Raw genomic sequence first — 18,018 nt, 5'->3', positions numbered from 1 at the left:
CTGTCAGTAGTGGTGGTGGACAACCAGCGAACGACGCACAAAGGTGCCGCAAGAGTGTGTCAGTTCTTCGCAAAGCGCGACGTCGGGGGCACGGGAGGGCCTCTGACACAGGGTTGACGACAGCTGTACGCCGATTTGACGTGGCCCGACTTGCGGTTCGCGTGAATACCCGATGAGACTCGTTCCATGGCGTTCACCGATGTCGAGATCGAATATCTGCGTAGTCAGCTGGTGGGCCGTATGGCGACGGTGCAGCCGGACGGCACCCCCCAGGTCAATCCGGTGACTTTCCGGTACAACGAGGAATTGGGCACGATCGACGTCGGTGGCTTCAACTTCGCCCGCAGTCGAAAGTTCCGCAACGTGGTGGACAACGGCCGGGTCGCGTTCGTGGTCGACGACGTGCCGTCCACGTCGCCGTGGCGGGTGCGGTGCGTGGAGATCCGGGGGCGTGCGGAGACGGTCGAGGACCCCTCGGCGTTCCCCGACCTCGACGACGTGCTCATCCGTATCCATCCGAGACGGATCATCAGCTTCGGTATCGCGGAGCCGGACCGGGCCCCGCACGAGCTCACCTATCACAAGCGTGACGTCCGCCAAGGCGCGTGTCCGCCGAGTGAGCTGATGGTGAGGAGGGACGCACGGTGACTACCCAGGTGTTTCGGACGAAAACCCCGATCGGCCACCCGGCGTGGCTGGTGACGGACTACGAGTCGGTCCGCGACCTGCTGTCGGATCCACGGCTGAGGCTGACCCATGAGCGGCCGGGCGAGGCGGCCCGCCTCTCCAACTCGGTGATCTTCGGTCGGCCGCAGCCATCGTCGGAGACGGAGGCGGCCGACCACACCCGGATGCGACGCAAGCTCGCCCAGTGGTTCTCCGCGCGCCGGCTGGCCACATTCCGGCCTCGGCTGCGGGAACTGGTGGACGGACTGCTCGACGAACTCGCGGCGACCCCGAAACCAGCCGATTTCCACCAGGTGGTCTCCTTCCCCCTGCCCGCGTTGGTGATCTGTGAACTGCTCGGGGTGCCGTATGCCGACCGGGAGCAGTTCCGCCGCTGGTCCGACGACGCGGCGGACATGTATGACCAGGAGCGGTCCGTCGGCGGGTACCAGGCGCTGCGGGACTACATCGCGGAGTTGGCGCAGGTCCGGCTGCGGATGCCCGGCACCGACCTGATCTCGGACCTTGTGGAGTCGCACCGGACCGAACCGGAGGGCTTCACCCTGGACCAGGTGGTGGAGCTGGGCCTGACGTTGCTCTTCGCCGGTCATGAGACCACCGTTACGGCAATCGACAACGGGGCGGTGCTGCTGGCCACCCACCCCGAGCAGCGGGACCGCCTGGCTGGCGACCCCAGCCTGCTGGACGCGGCGGTGGAGGAGATCCTGCGCGGATCCGTGCCGCGGATGAACTTCTTCGCCCGGCCGGACGACACCGATCCCGCCGGGGCGCTGCCCCGCTGGGCCAACACCGATCTGGTCATCGGGGACGTGACGGTCCGTGCCGGTGAGCTGGTGCTGCTCGGGCTGGCGCACGCCAACGTCGACGAGCGGTTCTTCGCGGAATCCGCCCGCTTCGATGTCGGCCGCGTTCCGAACCGGCATCTGACCTTCGGCATTGGGCCACACTTCTGCGCGGGCGCGCCCCTGGCCCGGCTGGAGCTCCAGGAGCTCTTCGTGGCCCTGTTGGAGCGCTTCCCGGGGCTGCGCCTGGCGGTGCCGGCGGAACGGTTGGAGCCGCGCGCCAACCTTCTCACCGGTGGCATGACCCGTGTGCCGGTGACCTGGTAGCTCAGGGCGGCGGAATGTCGGCCAGGCGGCGCAGCAGGTCGCTGATCTGCGCGCGTTCGGCCACCGTGAAGCGGTCGAGCAGTTCGTTCTGGGCGGCGTCCACCAGCGTGTCCATCTCCCGCATCCGGGCGGTTCCGGCGTCGGTGATGTGAACGACGTTGCGGCGCCGGTCCCCCGGGTCGGGCTCCCTGCTGAGCAGGCCGTCGGCCTCCATCCCGCTCAGGGTGGTGACCGCATCGCCCCGGTCGATGCCCAGCCGGCGACACAACTCTGCCTGGCTGATACCGCCGAACTCGTCGAGCGCGGCGAGGATGCTGTATCGCATCCGGTCGCCGGGGCGGTCCAGGTGCGTCCCGATCACCCGGTTCGCGTGGGCCGCCCCGTGGTGGAGCAGCCAGGAGGTCAGCCGCCGGAGCCGAGCCGGTGGTGCCCCCGGTCGCAGGAGCCGTTCGCGCTCAGTCACCCAACCAGTGTAGCTAAACGTTGGACTTCCAACGACCAGACGATTATCGTTGGTTGTCCAACAATCTCTTGGGGGACGGCGATGAAGGTGGGCAGCGCAAGCTCCGGCACGGACACCAGTGCGGGACGGACCCCCACCACGGCGGTGCCCGCATCGGTGTGGTGGGTCGCGATCGTCCTGGCGTCCGGTTCGGTGATGACCGGCCTGGACACCTCGCTCGTCAACGTGGGCATCGAGATCATCGGTCGGGACCTTGACGCCTCGCTGACCGAGACACAGTGGATCAACAGTGGCTACCTGCTCGCCCTCGCCGCCGCCCTGCCCGTCTGCGGCTGGCTCAGCCGGCGGATCGGAGCCGGTCGGCTCTGGCTCTGGGCGCTGGTCGGGTTCACCCTCACCTCCGCGCTCTGCGCGCTCGCCCGCAATGCCGAGATGCTCATCGCCGCCCGGGTGCTCCAGGGGCTGACCGGCGGGCTGCTTATCCCCGCCGGGATGGCCATCCTCGGCCAGGTCGCGGGAAGCGAGCGGATGGGCCGGGTGATCGCCGTGTCCAGCGTGCCGTCCATCCTGGCCCCGGCCTTCGGCCCGATCATCGGCGCCCTGCTGATCGACAGTTTCTCCTGGCACTGGATGTTTCTGATCAACGTGCCGATCGGGATCATCGGGCTGCTGGTGGCCCTGCGGGTCGTTCCGCGTGGTGAGGCCGGCCAGGCCGGCCGACTGGACCTGCCGGCCCTGTTCCAGGTCGCCTTGGGGCTGCCGCTGCTCACCTACGCCATCACCGCGGCGATGGACCGGCGCGGGCTGATCGCGCCAGCCGTGCTGGTCTCGCTGGTGGTCGCGCTGGTCGCGCTCGTGCTCTTCGTCCGCCGGTCGCTGCGCGCCGACGAGCCGCTGATGGACCTGCGTCTGACCAGGGATCCGGTCTACGCCGCCGCGGCCAGCACCGTCTTCTTCTCCAGCGCGGCGCTCTTCAGCGGGCTGATCGTGATGCCGCTGTACTTCCAGCTCGGAATGGACAAGGGCATCATCGACACCGGTCTGCTGCTGATGGCGTTCAGCCTCGGCGCCGCGGTCACCTTCCCGGTCGCCGGGCGGCTGACCGACATATACGGTGGCGGCATCGTCACCCTGATCGGGCTCGTGGTCGCCGTCGCCAGCACCATCCCGATGGCCTTCCTGCCATCCGACCCGAATCTCGTCTTCGTCGAGGCCCTCCAGGTGGTCCGGGGCGTCGGCCTGGCCCTTGCCGGATCCCCGGTGGTCTCCGCCGCGCTGGCCCGGGTCCGGTCCCACCAGATGCCGGACGCCAGTGCGCAGGTGAACATCCTGTCCCGGGTCGGCGGCGCCGTCGGCAGCGCGCTCTGCGTCGTGGTACTCGCCGACGCGCTTGCCGGCGCCCGTTCCAAGGTCGAGGTCGCCGCGGCGTTCCGGACCACCTTCTGGTGGCTGACCGGGATGGCCGCCGTCGCCCTCGTTCTCGCCACCTGGCTCACCCGGGCGCAACGACGTGCCCGTTGGATGGAGGCGGAGTGACCGGGGCACTGCTGAGAACGTACAACCAAACAGGAGGTCAACCAATGCGCATCGGCATCATCATCGGCAGCACTCGACCGGGACGACGGGGCGAAGCGGTGGCGCAGTGGGTCCACAAACTGGCCACGCAGCGCGCAGACGCCGTCTACGAGATCGTCGACCTGGCCGACTACGACCTGCCGCACCTCAACGAGGCGGTCCCGGCGGCAATGGGGCCGGAGAACTACGTGTCCGACCACACCAGGCGCTGGGCGGAGACCATCTCGCAGTACGACGGGTACGTCTTCGTCACGCCGGAGTACAACCACTCCTACACGGGCGTGCTGAAGAACGCCATCGACTACCTCTATTCCGAGTGGCACAACAAGTCTGCCGGGTTCGTCGGGTACGGCCTCAACGGCGGGATCCGGGCCGTCGAACACCTGCGGCTGGTGCTGGCAGAGCTGCACGTCGCCGGTGTCCGTGACCAGATCACCCTCAACTACTTCACCGAGTTCGGCGCAAACGGCGAGGTGCTGCCGGCCGAGCACCAGGAGCCCCTTCTGCACCGAATGCTGGACCAGGTGTTGGCCTGGGGCGGTGCCCTGGCCACGCTGCGCCAGAAGTGAGCGGCCGGTGGGGTGCCGTCGATGACGGCACCCCACCGTTCCGTTGTCGGCGACGCTCAGCGGACGTCCACCACGAAGTAGTGACCCTGCTTCACCAGCCGGGTGCCGGTCTTCGCGTCCTTTAGCCAATTGACCACGACCCAGCGGCCCTGGGTCAGCGGCACGCTGACCACGGTGGACCAGCCGGGCGACAGCGGCAGCATGCCTCGCCCCTGGGCGATGTCGAACGGGGCGTTCGGTGGGAAGGCCGGGTCGCCGTCGCGGAACGAGGCGAACCACTCGGCCAGCCGTGCCTCGGTCACGTCACCGGCGATCGGGAATGCCACCGCCTCGACCAGTTGACCCGGCATGGCGTTGTGCAGCAGTAGCGGTTGCCCCGCACGGACCTCGCCGAGCAGGGAGAACCGCGGCCCGACCCCGGGAACGCTGGTGGCGACCAGGGTGCCGGAGAAGTCCAGCGGCGAGTAGCCGGGACTCCCGGTGACGGTCAGAAAGCGGTACCGCGCGTCGGTGGGCGCCAGAAACCGGTAGTCGAAGAGCACGTACCGGCCCGGGTGGAGCAGCTGGGTGAACGCCCCCGGCAGACCAGGATGGATGACGACTCCACCGAGCAGGGTGGCCGACTCGGCCAGCGCGGCGCTGCCGGCGACCACATCGGCTGGCGTGTCCGAGACCGTCTTCGCCAGGTTCGCCCGGAACATCTCCCAGCTGACCCCGTCGTTCAGCCGAGCCAGCCCGATCCAGCCCGACCCCTCGCTGGTCGTGACCATTCGGAACTGGGCGACCCCGGGCGACGCGGTGTCGGGAGCGGTGAAGCCCGTGTCAGTGGAGCTGACCTCCACCACGTTTGCCGGTGGCGCCTGCGTCCCGGCGTCCGCCGCCGCGCCCCCGGACGAAGCGATGAGGGCGAGCACGGTTGCACCCACCGCGACCGCCCGACGGATGATTCCTGTTCTTGCCATGGCCACTCCATTGACGTCGGAAGATCCTGCGTACGTCGACAGGGCGGATCTGCGCCGTATATCGGGCGAAAGATCCGCCGGGGCCAGCATCACCCGACGGGGAAGTCGGAACAATGATTGGCACGTCAATATCATGCAAGATTTTCGTCAGGGAACTCGGCGCCGGAGTGTCTCTGTCGGACCATGGGAGCAGAGTTCGGGACGGACGGCCGGTTCTGTTCCGGAACGTTTCCGCCGTCATGCCGACGGCCTGTCCGTAGTGTCATTCCGATACCCCGCCCACAATTCGCGGGACCGGATGAACCGTCCCGTCGGAGCATCGAAGGAGGACAATGTGCGTAGGGTGCTGATCGCCAACCGGGGTGAGATCGCCGTCCGGGTGGTCCGGGCCTGCCGCGACGCCGGCCTGGCGTCCGTCGCCGTCTACGCCGAACCCGACCGGGACGCGCTACACGTACGCCTCGCCGACGAGGCGTACGCACTGCACGGAGAGACCGCGGCGACCAGCTACCTCGACGTCGACCGGATCCTGCGAGCCGCGGCCGCGGCCGACGCCGACGCGGTTCACCCGGGCTACGGCTTCCTCTCCGAGAGCGCGGAGTTCGCCGAGGCGGTGCTCGCGGCCGGTCTGACCTGGATCGGTCCGCCCCCGGCGGCGATCCGGGCCCTCGGCGACAAGGTGTCGGCCCGGCAGCTCGCCGAGCGGGCTCAGGCGCCGTTGGTGCCCGGCACGCCCGGCCCGGTCGGCTCCGCGGCCGAGGTGAGGCAGTTTGCGGAGCAGCACGGGTTGCCGGTCGCTATCAAGGCCGCGTTCGGCGGTGGCGGCCGGGGGCTCAAGGTGGCCCGCGCCATGGCCGAGATCCCCGAACTCTACGAGTCGGCAGTCCGGGAGGCGGTGGCCGCGTTCGGGCGCGGGGAGTGCTTCGTGGAGCGTTACCTGGACCGGCCACGGCACGTCGAGACCCAGTGCCTGGCCGACCGTCACGGTGCGGTGGTGGTGATCTCCACCCGGGACTGCTCGCTGCAACGACGCCACCAGAAACTGGTCGAGGAGGCGCCGGCGCCGTTCCTCTCCCCGGCGCAGCACGAAGAACTGCGCCGCGCCTCCAAGCGGATCCTCGTCGAGGCGGGCTACGTCGGCGCGGGCACGTGCGAATTCCTGATCGGCGCCGACGGCACTTTATCCTTTTTGGAGGTTAACACCAGGTTGCAGGTGGAGCACCCGGTCAGCGAGGAGGTAACCGGCATCGACCTGGTCCGGGAGATGCTCCGGATCGCCGACGGTGAGGCTCTCGGCTACGACGACCCGCCGGTGCGCGGTCACTCGATCGAGTTCCGGATCAACGCGGAGGACCCGGGGCGGAACTTCCTGCCGGCACCCGGAACCGTCACCCGGTTCGTCGCGCCGTCCGGCCCCGGGGTCCGCGTCGACGCCGGCGTCGAGCAGGGGTCGACGATCGGGCCCGCCTGGGACTCGCTGCTGGCCAAGCTGATCGTCACCGGCGCCGACCGCGCCGAGGCGTTGCGCCGGGCGGCACGCGCCCTCGCCGAGTTCGAGGTCGCCGGACTGCCGACCGTGCTGCCGTTTCACCGGGCAGTGGTGCGGGACCCGGTGTTCGCCCCGGAGCTGTCCGGCTCGGACGAGCCGTTCGGCGTGCACACCCGGTGGATAGAGACCGGGTTCGACAACCGCCTGCCGGCGTACGACGGAGGGACGGACGAGACGGAGCTGGTGGCCGCGCCGCGGCAGACCGTGGTGGTGGAGGTGGGGTGCCGACGGCTGGAGGTGTCGGTGCCGGCCATGCTTACCGCTGCCGACGTGGGTGTCGCCACCCGGCCCCCCGGGCCGCGTCGGGCACGGCAGAACCGTGTCGCCGGCCGTGCCGGTGGCGAGACGGTCGTCGCGCCGATGCAGGGCACGGTGATCGAGTTGGTCGTCCGGGAGGGACAGCGCGTCGACGAGGGCGAGACGGTGGCGGTGCTGGAGGCGATGAAGATGGAGCAGCCGGTGGTCGCCCACCGGTCCGGCACGGTGCACGACCTGGCCGCCGAGGTGGGCGCGACGATCGCGGTCGGCCAGGGTATCTGTGCCATCCGGGACGCGGACGGCTCGTCCGACGGCGCGTAGGTCACCGGCTGGGCAAGAGTCCGCCAGACCTTTGCAAGGTCTGCCCGGCTTGCCTTGTCCGCTCGGATCGGCTGGTCCTACATTCGAGTTGTCCACGCCTGGGGCGGGGCGATCAGCCGACGCACCGCGTCTCGGCCGCACCGAGCCCCCATTGCGGAGTGCAGTCCGCACGGAGGCTGGTGATGACGGAGACGGAAGACATCCTGGCCACGCATGGCACGGAAGGCCTGCTCCGGCCGTCGTCTCCGCCTGACCGGTCGCCGTCCCTGCCCCGCCCCGGCCCGGGCGGGGACGGCGGCCGGTCAGCGTTCAGCGGTCGGCCTTAGCACTCCGACCTCACTTGGCTTCGACGTTGGGCGTGGCGTGGGCATGGAGACGGCCACCACGTTGATCATCGATGGTGTGTGAAGACAACCGAAGATCGTGCGGTGGCCGTGTGCCACAGCGTGGACCCCGCCGGGTGGCGGGTCATCCTGGACGAGGCGGTGACGCGTGTCGCGGGCCGGCTCGTGCGGGCGAAGCCACGTCGAACGGCCGGGCATTTCGTGGAAGGGCTGCGGTCGGGTCTGAAACGTAAGACCTGCTGGTCGCTTGCGAAGTGGGCGGGTCACGGTGATCCGCAGGCGATGCAGCGGCTGCTGCGTACGGCGGTATGGGACGCCGACGCCGTCCGCGATGACGTTCGGGCCTGGCTGATCGATCAGCTCGGGCACCCTGACGCCGTGCTGGTCTGCGACGAAACCGGGTTCTTGAAGATGGGTATGTGCTCGGTCGGGGTGCAGCGGCAGTACACCGGCACGGCCGGTCGTGTCGAGAACAGCCAGGTCGGGGTGTTCCTGTCCTACGTGTCACCTGCGGGGCGGGCCGGGGGCGAAAGGCCCCCACGACTACCTGTGGGCCTGGATCACCACCGCTACCCAACCTGGTGAGCACCGGTGGCTACTCATCCGCCGCAACCGCAGCACCGGCGAGCTGGCCTCCTATCTGTGCTGGTCACCCCGCACAGTGCCGTTGCACACCCTCGTCACCGTCGCCGGATCCCGATGGAGCATCGAAGAACTGTTCCAGACAGGCAAAGGCCAAGTCGGCCTGGACCACTACCAAGTCCGCGGCTGGACCGGCTGGCACCGATTCATCACCCTGGCCATGCTCGCCTTGGCCGTCCTGACCATCCTCGCCGACACCACGCAGCAGCCCGATGCTGATCCGCAGCTCATCGGGCTGACCGTCGCCGAAATCCGCCGAGCCCTCAACGCTTTCGTCCTCACCGAACCGCTACCGCCAGAGCGCATTCTCCATTGGTCGATCTGGCGACGATCAACCCAAGCACGAGCCCGCCGATCCCACTACCAGCGCAGACAGGCCAAGTGAAGTTGGAGTATTAGGCCGCCACGTTCACCGAGTGGCGGATGAGCCGGTCGTCGGTCGTCGCCGCCAACATGGCGGCGGCCAGGTCCGCGCGGCGCAGCGTCCAGGCGTGGGGCAGGGGGGCGTCGACGGCGGCACGCCAGACGCCGGTGGCCGGGCCGTCGCGCAGGTAGGGCGGGCGGAGGACCGTCCAGTCACGGTCACCGGCGGCCAGAACGGCCTCCATCTGGCGCATGTCCTGGTATGCGCCGCCGAAGAACCGGTGCAGCAGCGGGTTGACCAGCCGGTGGTGCAGCGCGTCCTGCTGGTCGGGGGGAGCGATCGGCAGGGCGGTGATGGCCACGAACCGGCGGATGCCGAACTCCCGCATCGCTGCCAGGATGGCGGTGGCTCCCGCCGAGTATACCCGGGTGGGTCGGCGCGCCTGCGCGGAGCCGAGCGCGGAGAGCACTGCGTCCGCCCTGTCGAGAGCCGGCGGCAGTGATCCTGGGTCGAGGACGTCCGCGACGGCCACCCGCAGCCGTGCGTGCTGCGGGCCGGGCCAGCCCCGCCGGACCACCGCAGTCACCGAGTGACCATCGGACAGCGCCTGTTCGACCAGCAGGGTGCCGGTTCCGCCGGTCGCTCCGAAGACGGTCAGTCGCATGTGGTCACTCCTTGGGTGAGGGGGCGGGCGCGCCGGCGGCGAGCTCCCTGTACCACGCCGACGCCCGCGCGAGGTCGTCTGGAAAAGCGGCGCCGGGGCGGCAGCCGGTCGCCGTCCACACCCGGTCCGAGGCGTACCAGTGATCCACCGAGATCAGGTCGAGGTGCCGGCGGCGCAGGCCGGGTGGAACGGGCAGGTCGACGCGGCTCCCCGCCGGCACCTCGCCGGTGGGGAGCCGGACCCCGAGATACCGGGCCAGCGCCTCGCCGGCGGCCCGGACGGTGACCGGGTCGGGGTGGTTGGCGTGGTGGACCGTCCCGGGCGGGACCGGCGTGGCGACCAACGCGACGACCAGCCGCGCCAAGTCGTGCACGCCGATCATCGACAGCCGGGGCCGACCTCCGTCGATCCAGCCGGGCAGCGCGTTCAGCAGTGCCACGAGCGTGGGTACGACCCACCGGTCGCCCCGGCCGTAGACCAGGTAGGGGCGTAGCACGCTTCCCCCGTGGGCGCGGACCTCCTCGTCGGCGGCCGCCCGGCTGGCGCTGACCGGGGAGGCCGGGGCGGGGGCGAGGTCTCCCTCGCCCGGGCCGCGGTGCGGGCCGGTGCCGTACACGGCCGCCGTGCTGAGGTAGAGGACGTGCCGTACACCGGCCCGTGCCGCCTCGGTGAGCAGGTGGCGGGTGCCGAGGTGGTTGACCTGCCAACAGCGTTGCGAGTCGGTGCCCACATAGGAGGCCGCGTGCACGACCATGTCGATGTCGTCGCAGGCCCCCCGGAGGGAATCGGGGTCGGTCAGGTCGCCGTGGAAGACCCGCGCCGGGTCGGCCGGCCGGGTCAGGTCGGTGCCGCGGACCAGCCGACGGATGTCTTGCGGGCCGGATCGGGTGAGGGCGTGGTGTATCGCCGAACCGATGAATCCGCTGGCACCGGTGAGGAGAACGCGGTTGTTCATGCTGTCCAACAGGTATTTCCGCCGGGGTAAGGCTTGCGAGCAAGGCACTTGTCCGAGACGATACCGTACGACCGGTTTATTTCGGAGGAGTGTACACATGGCAAGGCAGGCGCGCGCCGAACTCACCAGGTCGACGATCATCAAGGCGGCCGCTGACCTCTTCGACCGCTACGGGTACGGCGCCACCAGCCTCGCCGACATCATCGCCCACGCCGGGGTGACCAAGGGATCCCTCTACTTCCACTTCTCCTCCAAGGAAGATTTGGCGCACGCGGTGGTGCAGGAACAGCACGCCATCTGGACGGAGCACGCACAGTCGTTCGTCAACGGCGAACCGGCGCTGGAGGCGCTGATCCGGATGTCGTTCAGCCTCGCCGCCCAGCTGGTCGAGCATCCTCTGGTGCGCGGCGGGATCCGCCTCACCCTGGAGCATGGCACCTTCGAGCGTCCCCTGCCCGACCCGTACCTCGACTGGATCCTGATCGTCACCGGCCTGCTCGAGCGGGCCACCGCCGAGCGTGACGTCCGGACCAACGTCGGGTTGGACCGAATCGGCAAGTTCCTTGTCAGCTCCTTCACCGGGCTGCAACTGGTGGCCCAGGTTCTCAACGAGCGGCGCGGTCTCCCGGAGCGCATGGTGGATCTCTGGCAGATCGTCCTGCCCGGCCTGGTGGTGCGCAAGCGGTTGCACTACTACCTGAGCTATGTGGCCACCGTCCGCAAGGAGCTCGCCGACGGCTGAGCCGATCAGCCGGCGAGCGTCACCCTGCCGTGGACGGCAGCGGCTCCGCCCTGCACCAGGCGGAGGTCGACGACCTGTCGGTCCGGGGTGGCAGTGACCGAGTCCACCAGCACGGCGCACTCCCGGTCCAGATCGAGAAAGGCCGGGAAGGTCGCGTCCGCGGCGACCATCAGGGCTGTGGGTCGGCCGATGGTGGCCAGGGCGGTCTGCCGCATCGCCTCGAGGACCAGCATGCCGGGCACGTGGTCGAGGGGATGGTCGAACAGGACCGGATGGTCCAAGGGTACGCGTAGCCGGCGCACCCCGTCCGGGTCCGCCGAGCCGACCACCACGTCGGCGGGCAGTTGGCGCCCCACCGAGGCGGGGTCGGCCGGGGCCACCGGCGGCGGCGTTCCCACCGTTGGGGTCCTGCTGCCCCAGCGCAGCCGATCGTACGCCGCCGGCAGGACGCAGCGCAGCCACCCGCTGCCCCGGCCGAGCCGCTCGTCGCCGTGCAGCAGGGTGACGTCGATCCGCATCCCGCCTATCGTGCAGGCGCGGCGGAGCTTCTCGCCGACCTCGACCGTGACGATCAGGTCCAACGGTTCGCCCGCCGCGCGCAACCGCTCCGGTACGCAGTCGAAGGTCAACCGCTGCATGAGGAAGGCGTGGCTCTGCGGCACGTCGTATCCGACGTGCGCCAGCAGGATGCCGGCCTGGCGGATCGTCTCGGCGGTCAGCAGCGGGTCGCACCAACCGTTTCGGACGCCGTAGAGCGAGTGCCCCCGCGGCCACTGCGCGGCCAGGATGAACGTGTCCGGACCCGTCTGCCGCCAGTCGGTGAGCAGGACCTCGGCAACGGCCGCCCGGTGCACCAGTTGGCGGGAGACGGTGAGGTCATAGGCGAGTTTCATCGGCTCGCAGCCATGTTCGCGCGACGCCGGTCAGGAGATGAATTGGTCATGGCCGAACCCCCGTAGTCGGTCGACTGACGGGCAGAAAGATACCAAGCACCACGGTTCAGGAGATGTGACGCTTATCACAGCCTATCGATGCTTAAATACGGTGCATAGACCATTATGGTCTTCTTATACGCTTTTGTCCCCTGCGAGATAATGCCTCGAAGCTCTCTTGCCGCCTAATCTGGGCATCTCATTCCGTGATCAACAGCTCACGAACTGGATTGACGAAACGGGTTGGTCGGTTTCTTATGGAACTTGTCGGGGTCGTCGGTCTCGTCCTTCCGGTGGTCCCGCCGGGTGGATGCCTGCGGCGCATTGCATCAAAGGCGTCGTGACCTCGGTCGATGTGCCGCACCGACCGCCGACCGCCGGCACGGTCGAGGAGCGCATCGGCACGCCGTTCCGGCGCGCCGGTGGGCCGGTCCCGGCCGCCGACATGCCGATTCGAAGACCCGGGGGATCCGAATGCACGTACTTGCGGTGGAGCACGACGGTTTCGCGGCGGAAAGGCTGGTCGGTTGCGCGCGCCGCCTGGGCTATCGCGCCACCCCGGTGCACACCGGGAGGGAGGCGCTCCTCTCCTTCGAGGGCAGCGACCTGATCCTGCTCGACCTGGACCTGCCCGACCTCGACGGACTCGACGTGTGCCGACACATCCGCACGGCGGGCGACACACCGATGATCACCTTCACCAGTGGCGCCAGCGAGGCCGACCGGGTGCTCGGCCTCCAAGCCGGTGCGGACGACTGCATGGGCAAGCCTTACGGCCTGCGTGAGTTGTCCGCCCGGATCGAGGCGCTGTTCCGCCGGGCCGGTTCGGCCCGGGACAACGGCGCGCTGCGGCACGGAGCACTGCAGATCGACCCGGCCCTACGGCAGGTCACCGTGGGCCGCCGCCCGATCTCCCTCACCCGCAAGGAGTTCGACCTGCTCCACCTGCTCGCCTCCAACCCCGACCGGGTGTTCACCCGCGAGGAGCTGATGGCGCGGGTGTGGCAGGACGGCGGCGCCGTGGCCCGGCGGTCCTCGCGGGCCAGTCGGACGCTCGACACCCACGTGGGCACCCTGCGCCACAAGATCGGGTCGGGTGGCTCGATCATCACCGTGCGGGGTATCGGTTTCCGGTTTGGCGTCGGCGAGACGCACGCAGTCGCCTCCTGAGCACCCTTGGCCCTGGGCGACCGCATCGGCGGATGGGGCCGGCCGGTCCGCCGGCGGCGGCCCCACCCGCCGACGGCGCCTCGTCGACCCGCGTGAGATGTGCCACGAATCCGTCGCAGGCAGGCGCAGCAATTTTGACGTCATTCACGGCACGCCTGTGACAGCGTTCTTGACAATTACCTTTCATAACCTCCGCATACTGTTTGCAGGCCTCGGCTTGCCGCCCTCCGGGCACCTGCCTAACGTTGTTAATGTCGGCAACAAATGATCTTCCGCTCGTCGGAGTGGTCGTCAGGACGCCGAAAAGGTCGGACGGAGAACAATCGACAGAGGGCGGTGCAGTGCGCATGGATGCCGAGGTAATTGTCGTCGGGGCAGGTCCGGCAGGTCTGATGCTGGCCGGGGAGCTGCGCCTCGCAGACGTATCGGTCATCGTGCTCGAACGATTGGCGAAACCGACCGGGGAATCCCGCGGGCTCGGCTTCACGGCTCGCACGATGGAGGTGTTCGACCAGCGTGGTCTCCTGCCGCGGCTCGGCGAAGTCGAAATCAGCAACGAAGGTCATTTCGGTGGCCTGCCCATCGATTTCGCGGTCCTGGAGGGCGCCCACTTCGGTGGTAAGGGAATTCCCCAGGCCCGCACCGAGCAGATGCTGGGCGAATGGGCCGTCGAACTCGGCGCGGACATCCGGCGCCAGCACGAAGTTACCGGACTCACCGCGACCGAGGACGGGGTCGAGCTCGACGTGCGTACCCCCGAGGGCGTGCGACGGATGCGGACGCGTTTCTTGGTCGGATGTGACGGCGGACGCAGTTTCGTGCGCAAGGCCGCCGGTTTCGAGTTCCCCGGCACGGCCGCCACGATGGAGATGTTCATCGCCGACGTCAAGGGCGTGGACATCAAGACCCGGATGATCGGCGAGGCGCGGCCCGGCGGCATGGTGATGGCCGGACCACTCGGCGACGGCGTGATGCGGATTGTGGTCTGCGAGAAGGACCGGTCGCCGCGGCGGCGGACCGGGCCGCCCGAGTTCGCCGAGGTGGCCGACGGGTGGCGCCGGCTGACCGGGCAGGACATCAGCCACGGCACCGGGCTCTGGTGCACCTCGTTCGGCAATGCCTCCCGCCAGGCCAGCGAATACCGGCGGGGGCCGGTTCTGCTCGCCGGGGACGCGGCCCACATCCACCTGCCCGCCGGTGGGCAGGGCATGAACACCAGCATCCAGGACTCGGTGAACCTCGGCTGGAAGCTCGCTGCGGCGGTACGTGACTGGGCCCCGGACGGGCTGCTGGACAGCTACCACACCGAGCGCCACCCGGTTGGTTCCCGCCTGCTGATGAACACCCGCGCCCAGGGCCTGCTCTTCCTCACCGGCGAAGAGGCGCAGCCCCTGCGCGACGTGCTCACCGAGCTGATCCGCTACCCGGAGGTGAGTCGCCACCTGGCCGCGATGGTCAGCGGACTGGAGATCCGCTACGACGTGGGTCCCGGGGAGCACCCGCTGCTCGGCCGGCGGATGCCCAAGCAGGTGCTGGTCACCGAGACCGGCAAGACCACCAGCACCGACCTGCTGCACAGCGGCCGGGGGGTGCTGCTGGACCTCAGCGAGCCGGGCCATGGCCTCCCCGACCTGCGCCGTATGGCCGCCGGGTGGGCCGGCCGGGTCGACCTGGTCAGCGCTCTTCCACACGACGTCAGCGCCGAGTCCGGTCTCGTCGGCACGCGGGCGGTGCTCGTCCGCCCGGACGGCCACGTCGTCTGGGCGATGCCCGGCTGCGGAGACCCCAGTGCCGTCCTGAAGCGCTGGTTCGGCGCGCCCCGGCCGGCGTAGCAACCGGCCTGCCGTCAGCCCGCACCCACGCGAAGCATCCTCGGATCCACCCTGGCAAGGAGACAACCACATGTACAGCACGCTGATCGTGGCTCGAATGGCGCCCGAACACCGGGACAACGTGGCCAAGCTTTTCACCGGACTCGACCGCACCGAGTTGCCGCATCTGATGGGCACCCGCCGCCGGGAGTTGTTCAGCTACCAGGGCCTGTACTTCCACCTGCAGGACTTCGATTCCGACGGCGCCTCCAACATCCAGGAACACCGGGACCACCCCCTGTTCACCCGGATTAGCGCCGACCTCAAGGAGCACATCGAGGCGTACGACCCGAAGACCTGGCGATCGCCCGCCGACGCCATGGCCAGCCGCTTCTACCACTGGACGGCGTCATGACCGGGCGGCGGGTGGTGGTGACCGGCGTCGGCGTGATGGCGCCCGGCGGAGTAGGCACCAAGAACTTCTGGAACCTGATCACCGACGGTCGCACGGCGACCAGGCGGATCTCCTTCTTCGACCCGTCGCCGTTCCGGTCCCAGGTCGCGGCCGAGATCGACTTCGACCCGATCGCGCACGGCCTGCGGACCCAGGAGATCCGGCGGATGGACCGGGCGGCGCAGCTCGCCGTGGTCGCCGGCCGTGAGGCGGTCGACGACAGCGGCATCGAACTCACCGAGACCGACTCGCACCGTGTCGGCGTGACCGTCGGCAGCGCGGTCGGCGCGACCATGGGACTCGAGCAGGAGTACCGCGTGGTCAGCGACGACGGTCGACTGGAACTGGTCGACCACCGCTTCGCCGTGCCGCACCTGTATAACTATCTGGTCCCCAGCTCATTCGCCGCAGAGGTGGCGTGGACGATGGACGCCGAGGGACCCACCACTGTGGTGTCCACCGGCTGCACATCCGGGCTGGACGCGGTCGGACACGCCTGCGAGCTGATCCGAGAAGGCAGCGCGGACGTCATGGTCGCCGGGGCGACGGACGCGCCGATCTCACCGATCACCATGGGTTGTTTCGACGCGATCAAGGCGACCACCGCGCTGAACGACGAACCCGAGCGCGCCTCCCGGCCGTTCGACGCGACCCGCAACGGGTTCGTGCTCGGCGAGGGCGCAGCCATCTTCGTCCTGGAGGAGCTCGGCGGGGCCCGCCGTCGCAACGCCCACATCTACGCCGAGATCTCCGGCTTCGCCTCACGCTGCAACGCCTTCCACATGACCGGGCTGCGCCCGGACGGACGGGAGATGGCCGAGGCGATCCGCATCGCGTTGGGAGAGTCCCGGCTCAACGGCGACGAGGTGGACTACATCAACGCCCACGGCTCGGGTACCAAACAGAACGACCGGCACGAGACCGCGGCGTTCAAAAACGCCCTGGGCCGGCACGCGTACCGCACCCCGGTCAGCTCGATCAAGTCGATGGTCGGGCACTCGCTGGGCGCCATCGGCTCCATCGAGATCGCCGCGTCGGTGCTCGCCATCGAGCACGGCGTGGTGCCTCCGACCGCCAACCTGCACGAGCGCGACCCTGAGTGCGACCTCGACTACGTTCCGCTGACGGCACGCGAGCAGCAGATCGACACCGTGCTCACGGTGGGCAGCGGGTTCGGGGGATTCCAGAGCGCCATGGTGCTGCGGCGGGCGGCGGGAGGTGCGGCATGAGCGCCACGACGGTTGTCACCGGCATCGGCGTAACCTCTCCCACCGGGCTCGGCGCCGAGGCGTACTGGGCGGCCACCCGCGCCGGCCGGGACGCCATCGGGCCGATCACCCGCTTCGACGCGAGCGGCTATCCGGCCCGTCTGGCCGGTGAAGTGGCCGACTTCGAGGCCCACGAGCACCTGCCGAACCGGCTGATGCCGCAGACCGACCACATGACCCGGATGGCGCTGGTGGCCGCCGACTGGGCACTGGCCGACGCCGGAGTGCGCGCCGGCCAGCTGCCGGAGTTCGACATGGGCGTCATCACAGCCAGCTCCTCCGGCGGTTTCGAGTTCGGTCAGCGAGAGCTCCAGGCCCTCTGGAGCAAGGGCAGCCAGTACGTCAGCGCCTACCAGTCCTTCGCCTGGTTCTACGCGGTCAACTCCGGCCAGATCTCCATCCGCAACGGGATGCGTGGCCCCAGTGGGGTGGTGGTCAGCGACCAGGCCGGTGGGCTGGACGCGATGGCCCAGGCCCGCCGTCAGGTGCGCAAGGGCACCCCGCTGATCGTCTCCGGAGGCGTCGACGCCTCGATCTGCCCGTGGGGCTGGGTCGCGCAGCTGGCCAGCGACCGGCTCAGCCACAGCGACGACCCGCGCCGGGCGTACCTGCCCTTCGACGCCGACGCCGCCGGCCACGTTCCGGGCGAGGGCGGTGCGCTGCTCGTGGTCGAGGACGCCGACGCCGCCCGGGCGCGGGGCGCCGGCCAGATCTACGGCGAGGTCGCCGGCTACGGCTCGACCTTCGACCCGCGTCCCGGCAGCGGACGCGAGCCGGGGCTGCGCCGGGCCGTCGAGCTTGCCCTCGCGGACGCCGGGGTGACACCGGAGCAGGTCGAAGTGGTCTTCGCCGACGCCGCCGCCGTGCCGGAGCTGGACCGCATCGAGGCGGATGCGATCAGCGCGGTCTTCGGTGACCACGCGGTGCCGGTCACCGCGCCGAAGACCATGACCGGCCGGCTCTACTCCGGCGCGGCTCCGCTCGACGTGGTTGCCGCGCTGCTCTGCATCCGCGACGGGGTGATCCCGCCGACGACGAACGTGGACCCCGACCCCGCGTACCGCCTGGATCTGGTGACCGAGGCCCGCACCGCCGCGGTCGACACCGCTCTCGTCCTGGCTCGCGGCTACGGCGGCTTCAACTCCGCCCTGGTCCTCCGGGGGCCCCGAGCATGACCCG

The 18,018-nt window shown here is 69.6% G+C and carries 16 protein-coding genes and 1 pseudogene; 12 read left to right on the top strand and 5 right to left on the bottom strand.

The genetic code is table 11. From position 1 onward, the window contains the following. Positions 1-186 precede the first annotated feature (186 nt). Both AC1UKG_RS03105 and AC1UKG_RS03100 read left to right on the top strand, forming a co-directional pair. The gene (locus AC1UKG_RS03105; protein ID WP_018745695.1) at positions 187-648 is read left to right on the top strand and encodes a PPOX class F420-dependent oxidoreductase; all 462 of its coding nucleotides are present in this window, start codon (positions 187-189) and stop codon (positions 646-648) included. After that, the gene (locus AC1UKG_RS03100) at positions 645-1,796 is read left to right on the top strand and encodes a cytochrome P450 (protein WP_482641862.1); all 1,152 of its coding nucleotides are present in this window, start codon (positions 645-647) and stop codon (positions 1,794-1,796) included. The genes AC1UKG_RS03105 and AC1UKG_RS03100 overlap by 4 nt, the downstream gene beginning before the upstream one ends. Before the next feature lies 1 nt (position 1,797). On the opposite strand, the gene AC1UKG_RS03095 is transcribed toward AC1UKG_RS03100, so the two are convergent. After that, on the bottom strand, positions 1,798-2,259 hold the full coding sequence (locus tag AC1UKG_RS03095) for a MarR family transcriptional regulator (RefSeq protein ID WP_018745693.1): 462 nt from the start codon (positions 2,257-2,259) through the stop codon (positions 1,798-1,800). Positions 2,260-2,340: 81 nt separating this feature from the next. On the opposite strand from AC1UKG_RS03095, the gene AC1UKG_RS03090 reads away from it, so the two are divergent. Next, positions 2,341-3,795, top strand: coding sequence for a DHA2 family efflux MFS transporter permease subunit (locus AC1UKG_RS03090; RefSeq protein WP_018745692.1), 1,455 nt, complete (start codon positions 2,341-2,343; stop codon positions 3,793-3,795). A 44-nt stretch (positions 3,796-3,839) separates the two neighbouring features. Continuing rightward, positions 3,840-4,403, top strand: coding sequence for an NAD(P)H-dependent oxidoreductase (locus tag AC1UKG_RS03085; RefSeq protein WP_018745691.1), 564 nt, complete (start codon positions 3,840-3,842; stop codon positions 4,401-4,403). 56 nt (positions 4,404-4,459) lie between these two features. Here AC1UKG_RS03085 and AC1UKG_RS03080 read toward each other — a convergent pair whose 3' ends face one another. Next, complete coding sequence (locus AC1UKG_RS03080) at positions 4,460-5,365, bottom strand: hypothetical protein (protein ID WP_482641863.1); 906 nt, start codon at positions 5,363-5,365, stop codon at positions 4,460-4,462. Between the two features lie 334 nt (positions 5,366-5,699). Between AC1UKG_RS03080 and AC1UKG_RS03075 the strand changes: the two genes are divergently transcribed. Both AC1UKG_RS03075 and AC1UKG_RS03070 read left to right on the top strand, forming a co-directional pair. Beyond that, complete coding sequence (locus AC1UKG_RS03075; protein ID WP_482641864.1) at positions 5,700-7,493, top strand: acetyl/propionyl/methylcrotonyl-CoA carboxylase subunit alpha; 1,794 nt, start codon at positions 5,700-5,702, stop codon at positions 7,491-7,493. Between the two features lie 446 nt (positions 7,494-7,939). Next, positions 7,940-8,672, top strand: a pseudogene (locus AC1UKG_RS03070) (IS701 family transposase); the annotation flags it as partial. Positions 8,673-8,874: 202 nt separating this feature from the next. Here the strand turns inward: AC1UKG_RS03070 and AC1UKG_RS03065 are convergent. Both AC1UKG_RS03065 and AC1UKG_RS03060 read right to left on the bottom strand, forming a co-directional pair. Next, positions 8,875-9,507, bottom strand: a complete 633-nt coding sequence (locus AC1UKG_RS03065; RefSeq protein ID WP_482641865.1) for an NAD(P)-dependent oxidoreductase — start codon at positions 9,505-9,507, stop codon at positions 8,875-8,877. Between the two features lie 4 nt (positions 9,508-9,511). Continuing rightward, positions 9,512-10,462 (bottom strand): NAD-dependent epimerase/dehydratase family protein, encoded by a 951-nt coding sequence (locus AC1UKG_RS03060; protein ID WP_018745687.1) that lies wholly within the window; start codon positions 10,460-10,462, stop codon positions 9,512-9,514. A gap of 97 nt (positions 10,463-10,559) precedes the next feature. Between AC1UKG_RS03060 and AC1UKG_RS03055 the strand changes: the two genes are divergently transcribed. Next, positions 10,560-11,204, top strand: coding sequence for a ScbR family autoregulator-binding transcription factor (locus AC1UKG_RS03055; RefSeq protein ID WP_018745686.1), 645 nt, complete (start codon positions 10,560-10,562; stop codon positions 11,202-11,204). 5 nt (positions 11,205-11,209) lie between these two features. On the opposite strand, the gene AC1UKG_RS03050 is transcribed toward AC1UKG_RS03055, so the two are convergent. Continuing rightward, the gene (locus AC1UKG_RS03050; protein ID WP_018745685.1) at positions 11,210-12,097 is read right to left on the bottom strand and encodes a ScbA/BarX family gamma-butyrolactone biosynthesis protein; all 888 of its coding nucleotides are present in this window, start codon (positions 12,095-12,097) and stop codon (positions 11,210-11,212) included. A gap of 513 nt (positions 12,098-12,610) precedes the next feature. On the opposite strand from AC1UKG_RS03050, the gene AC1UKG_RS03045 reads away from it, so the two are divergent. From AC1UKG_RS03045 to AC1UKG_RS03025, 5 genes are all read left to right on the top strand, one after another. Further along, positions 12,611-13,306 (top strand): response regulator transcription factor, encoded by a 696-nt coding sequence (locus AC1UKG_RS03045; RefSeq protein ID WP_482641866.1) that lies wholly within the window; start codon positions 12,611-12,613, stop codon positions 13,304-13,306. A gap of 347 nt (positions 13,307-13,653) precedes the next feature. Next, positions 13,654-15,138, top strand: a complete 1,485-nt coding sequence (locus AC1UKG_RS03040; protein WP_482641867.1) for an FAD-dependent monooxygenase — start codon at positions 13,654-13,656, stop codon at positions 15,136-15,138. A 70-nt stretch (positions 15,139-15,208) separates the two neighbouring features. Continuing rightward, entirely contained in the window at positions 15,209-15,532 is a 324-nt protein-coding gene (locus AC1UKG_RS03035; RefSeq protein ID WP_018745682.1) for a TcmI family type II polyketide cyclase, read from the top strand. Continuing rightward, entirely contained in the window at positions 15,529-16,800 is a 1,272-nt protein-coding gene (locus AC1UKG_RS03030; protein ID WP_482641868.1) for a beta-ketoacyl-[acyl-carrier-protein] synthase family protein, read from the top strand. Before AC1UKG_RS03035 ends, AC1UKG_RS03030 begins: the two co-directional genes overlap by 4 nt. Beyond that, positions 16,797-18,014 (top strand): ketosynthase chain-length factor, encoded by a 1,218-nt coding sequence (locus AC1UKG_RS03025; RefSeq protein WP_018745680.1) that lies wholly within the window; start codon positions 16,797-16,799, stop codon positions 18,012-18,014. Before AC1UKG_RS03030 ends, AC1UKG_RS03025 begins: the two co-directional genes overlap by 4 nt. The last annotated feature ends 4 nt before the right edge of the window (positions 18,015-18,018 follow it).

The organism is Salinispora sp. CH2A1_6, assembly GCF_056820975.1.
The sequence above is the reverse complement of the archived record's forward strand: the minus strand, read 5'-3'. Positions and strand labels throughout refer to the sequence as shown.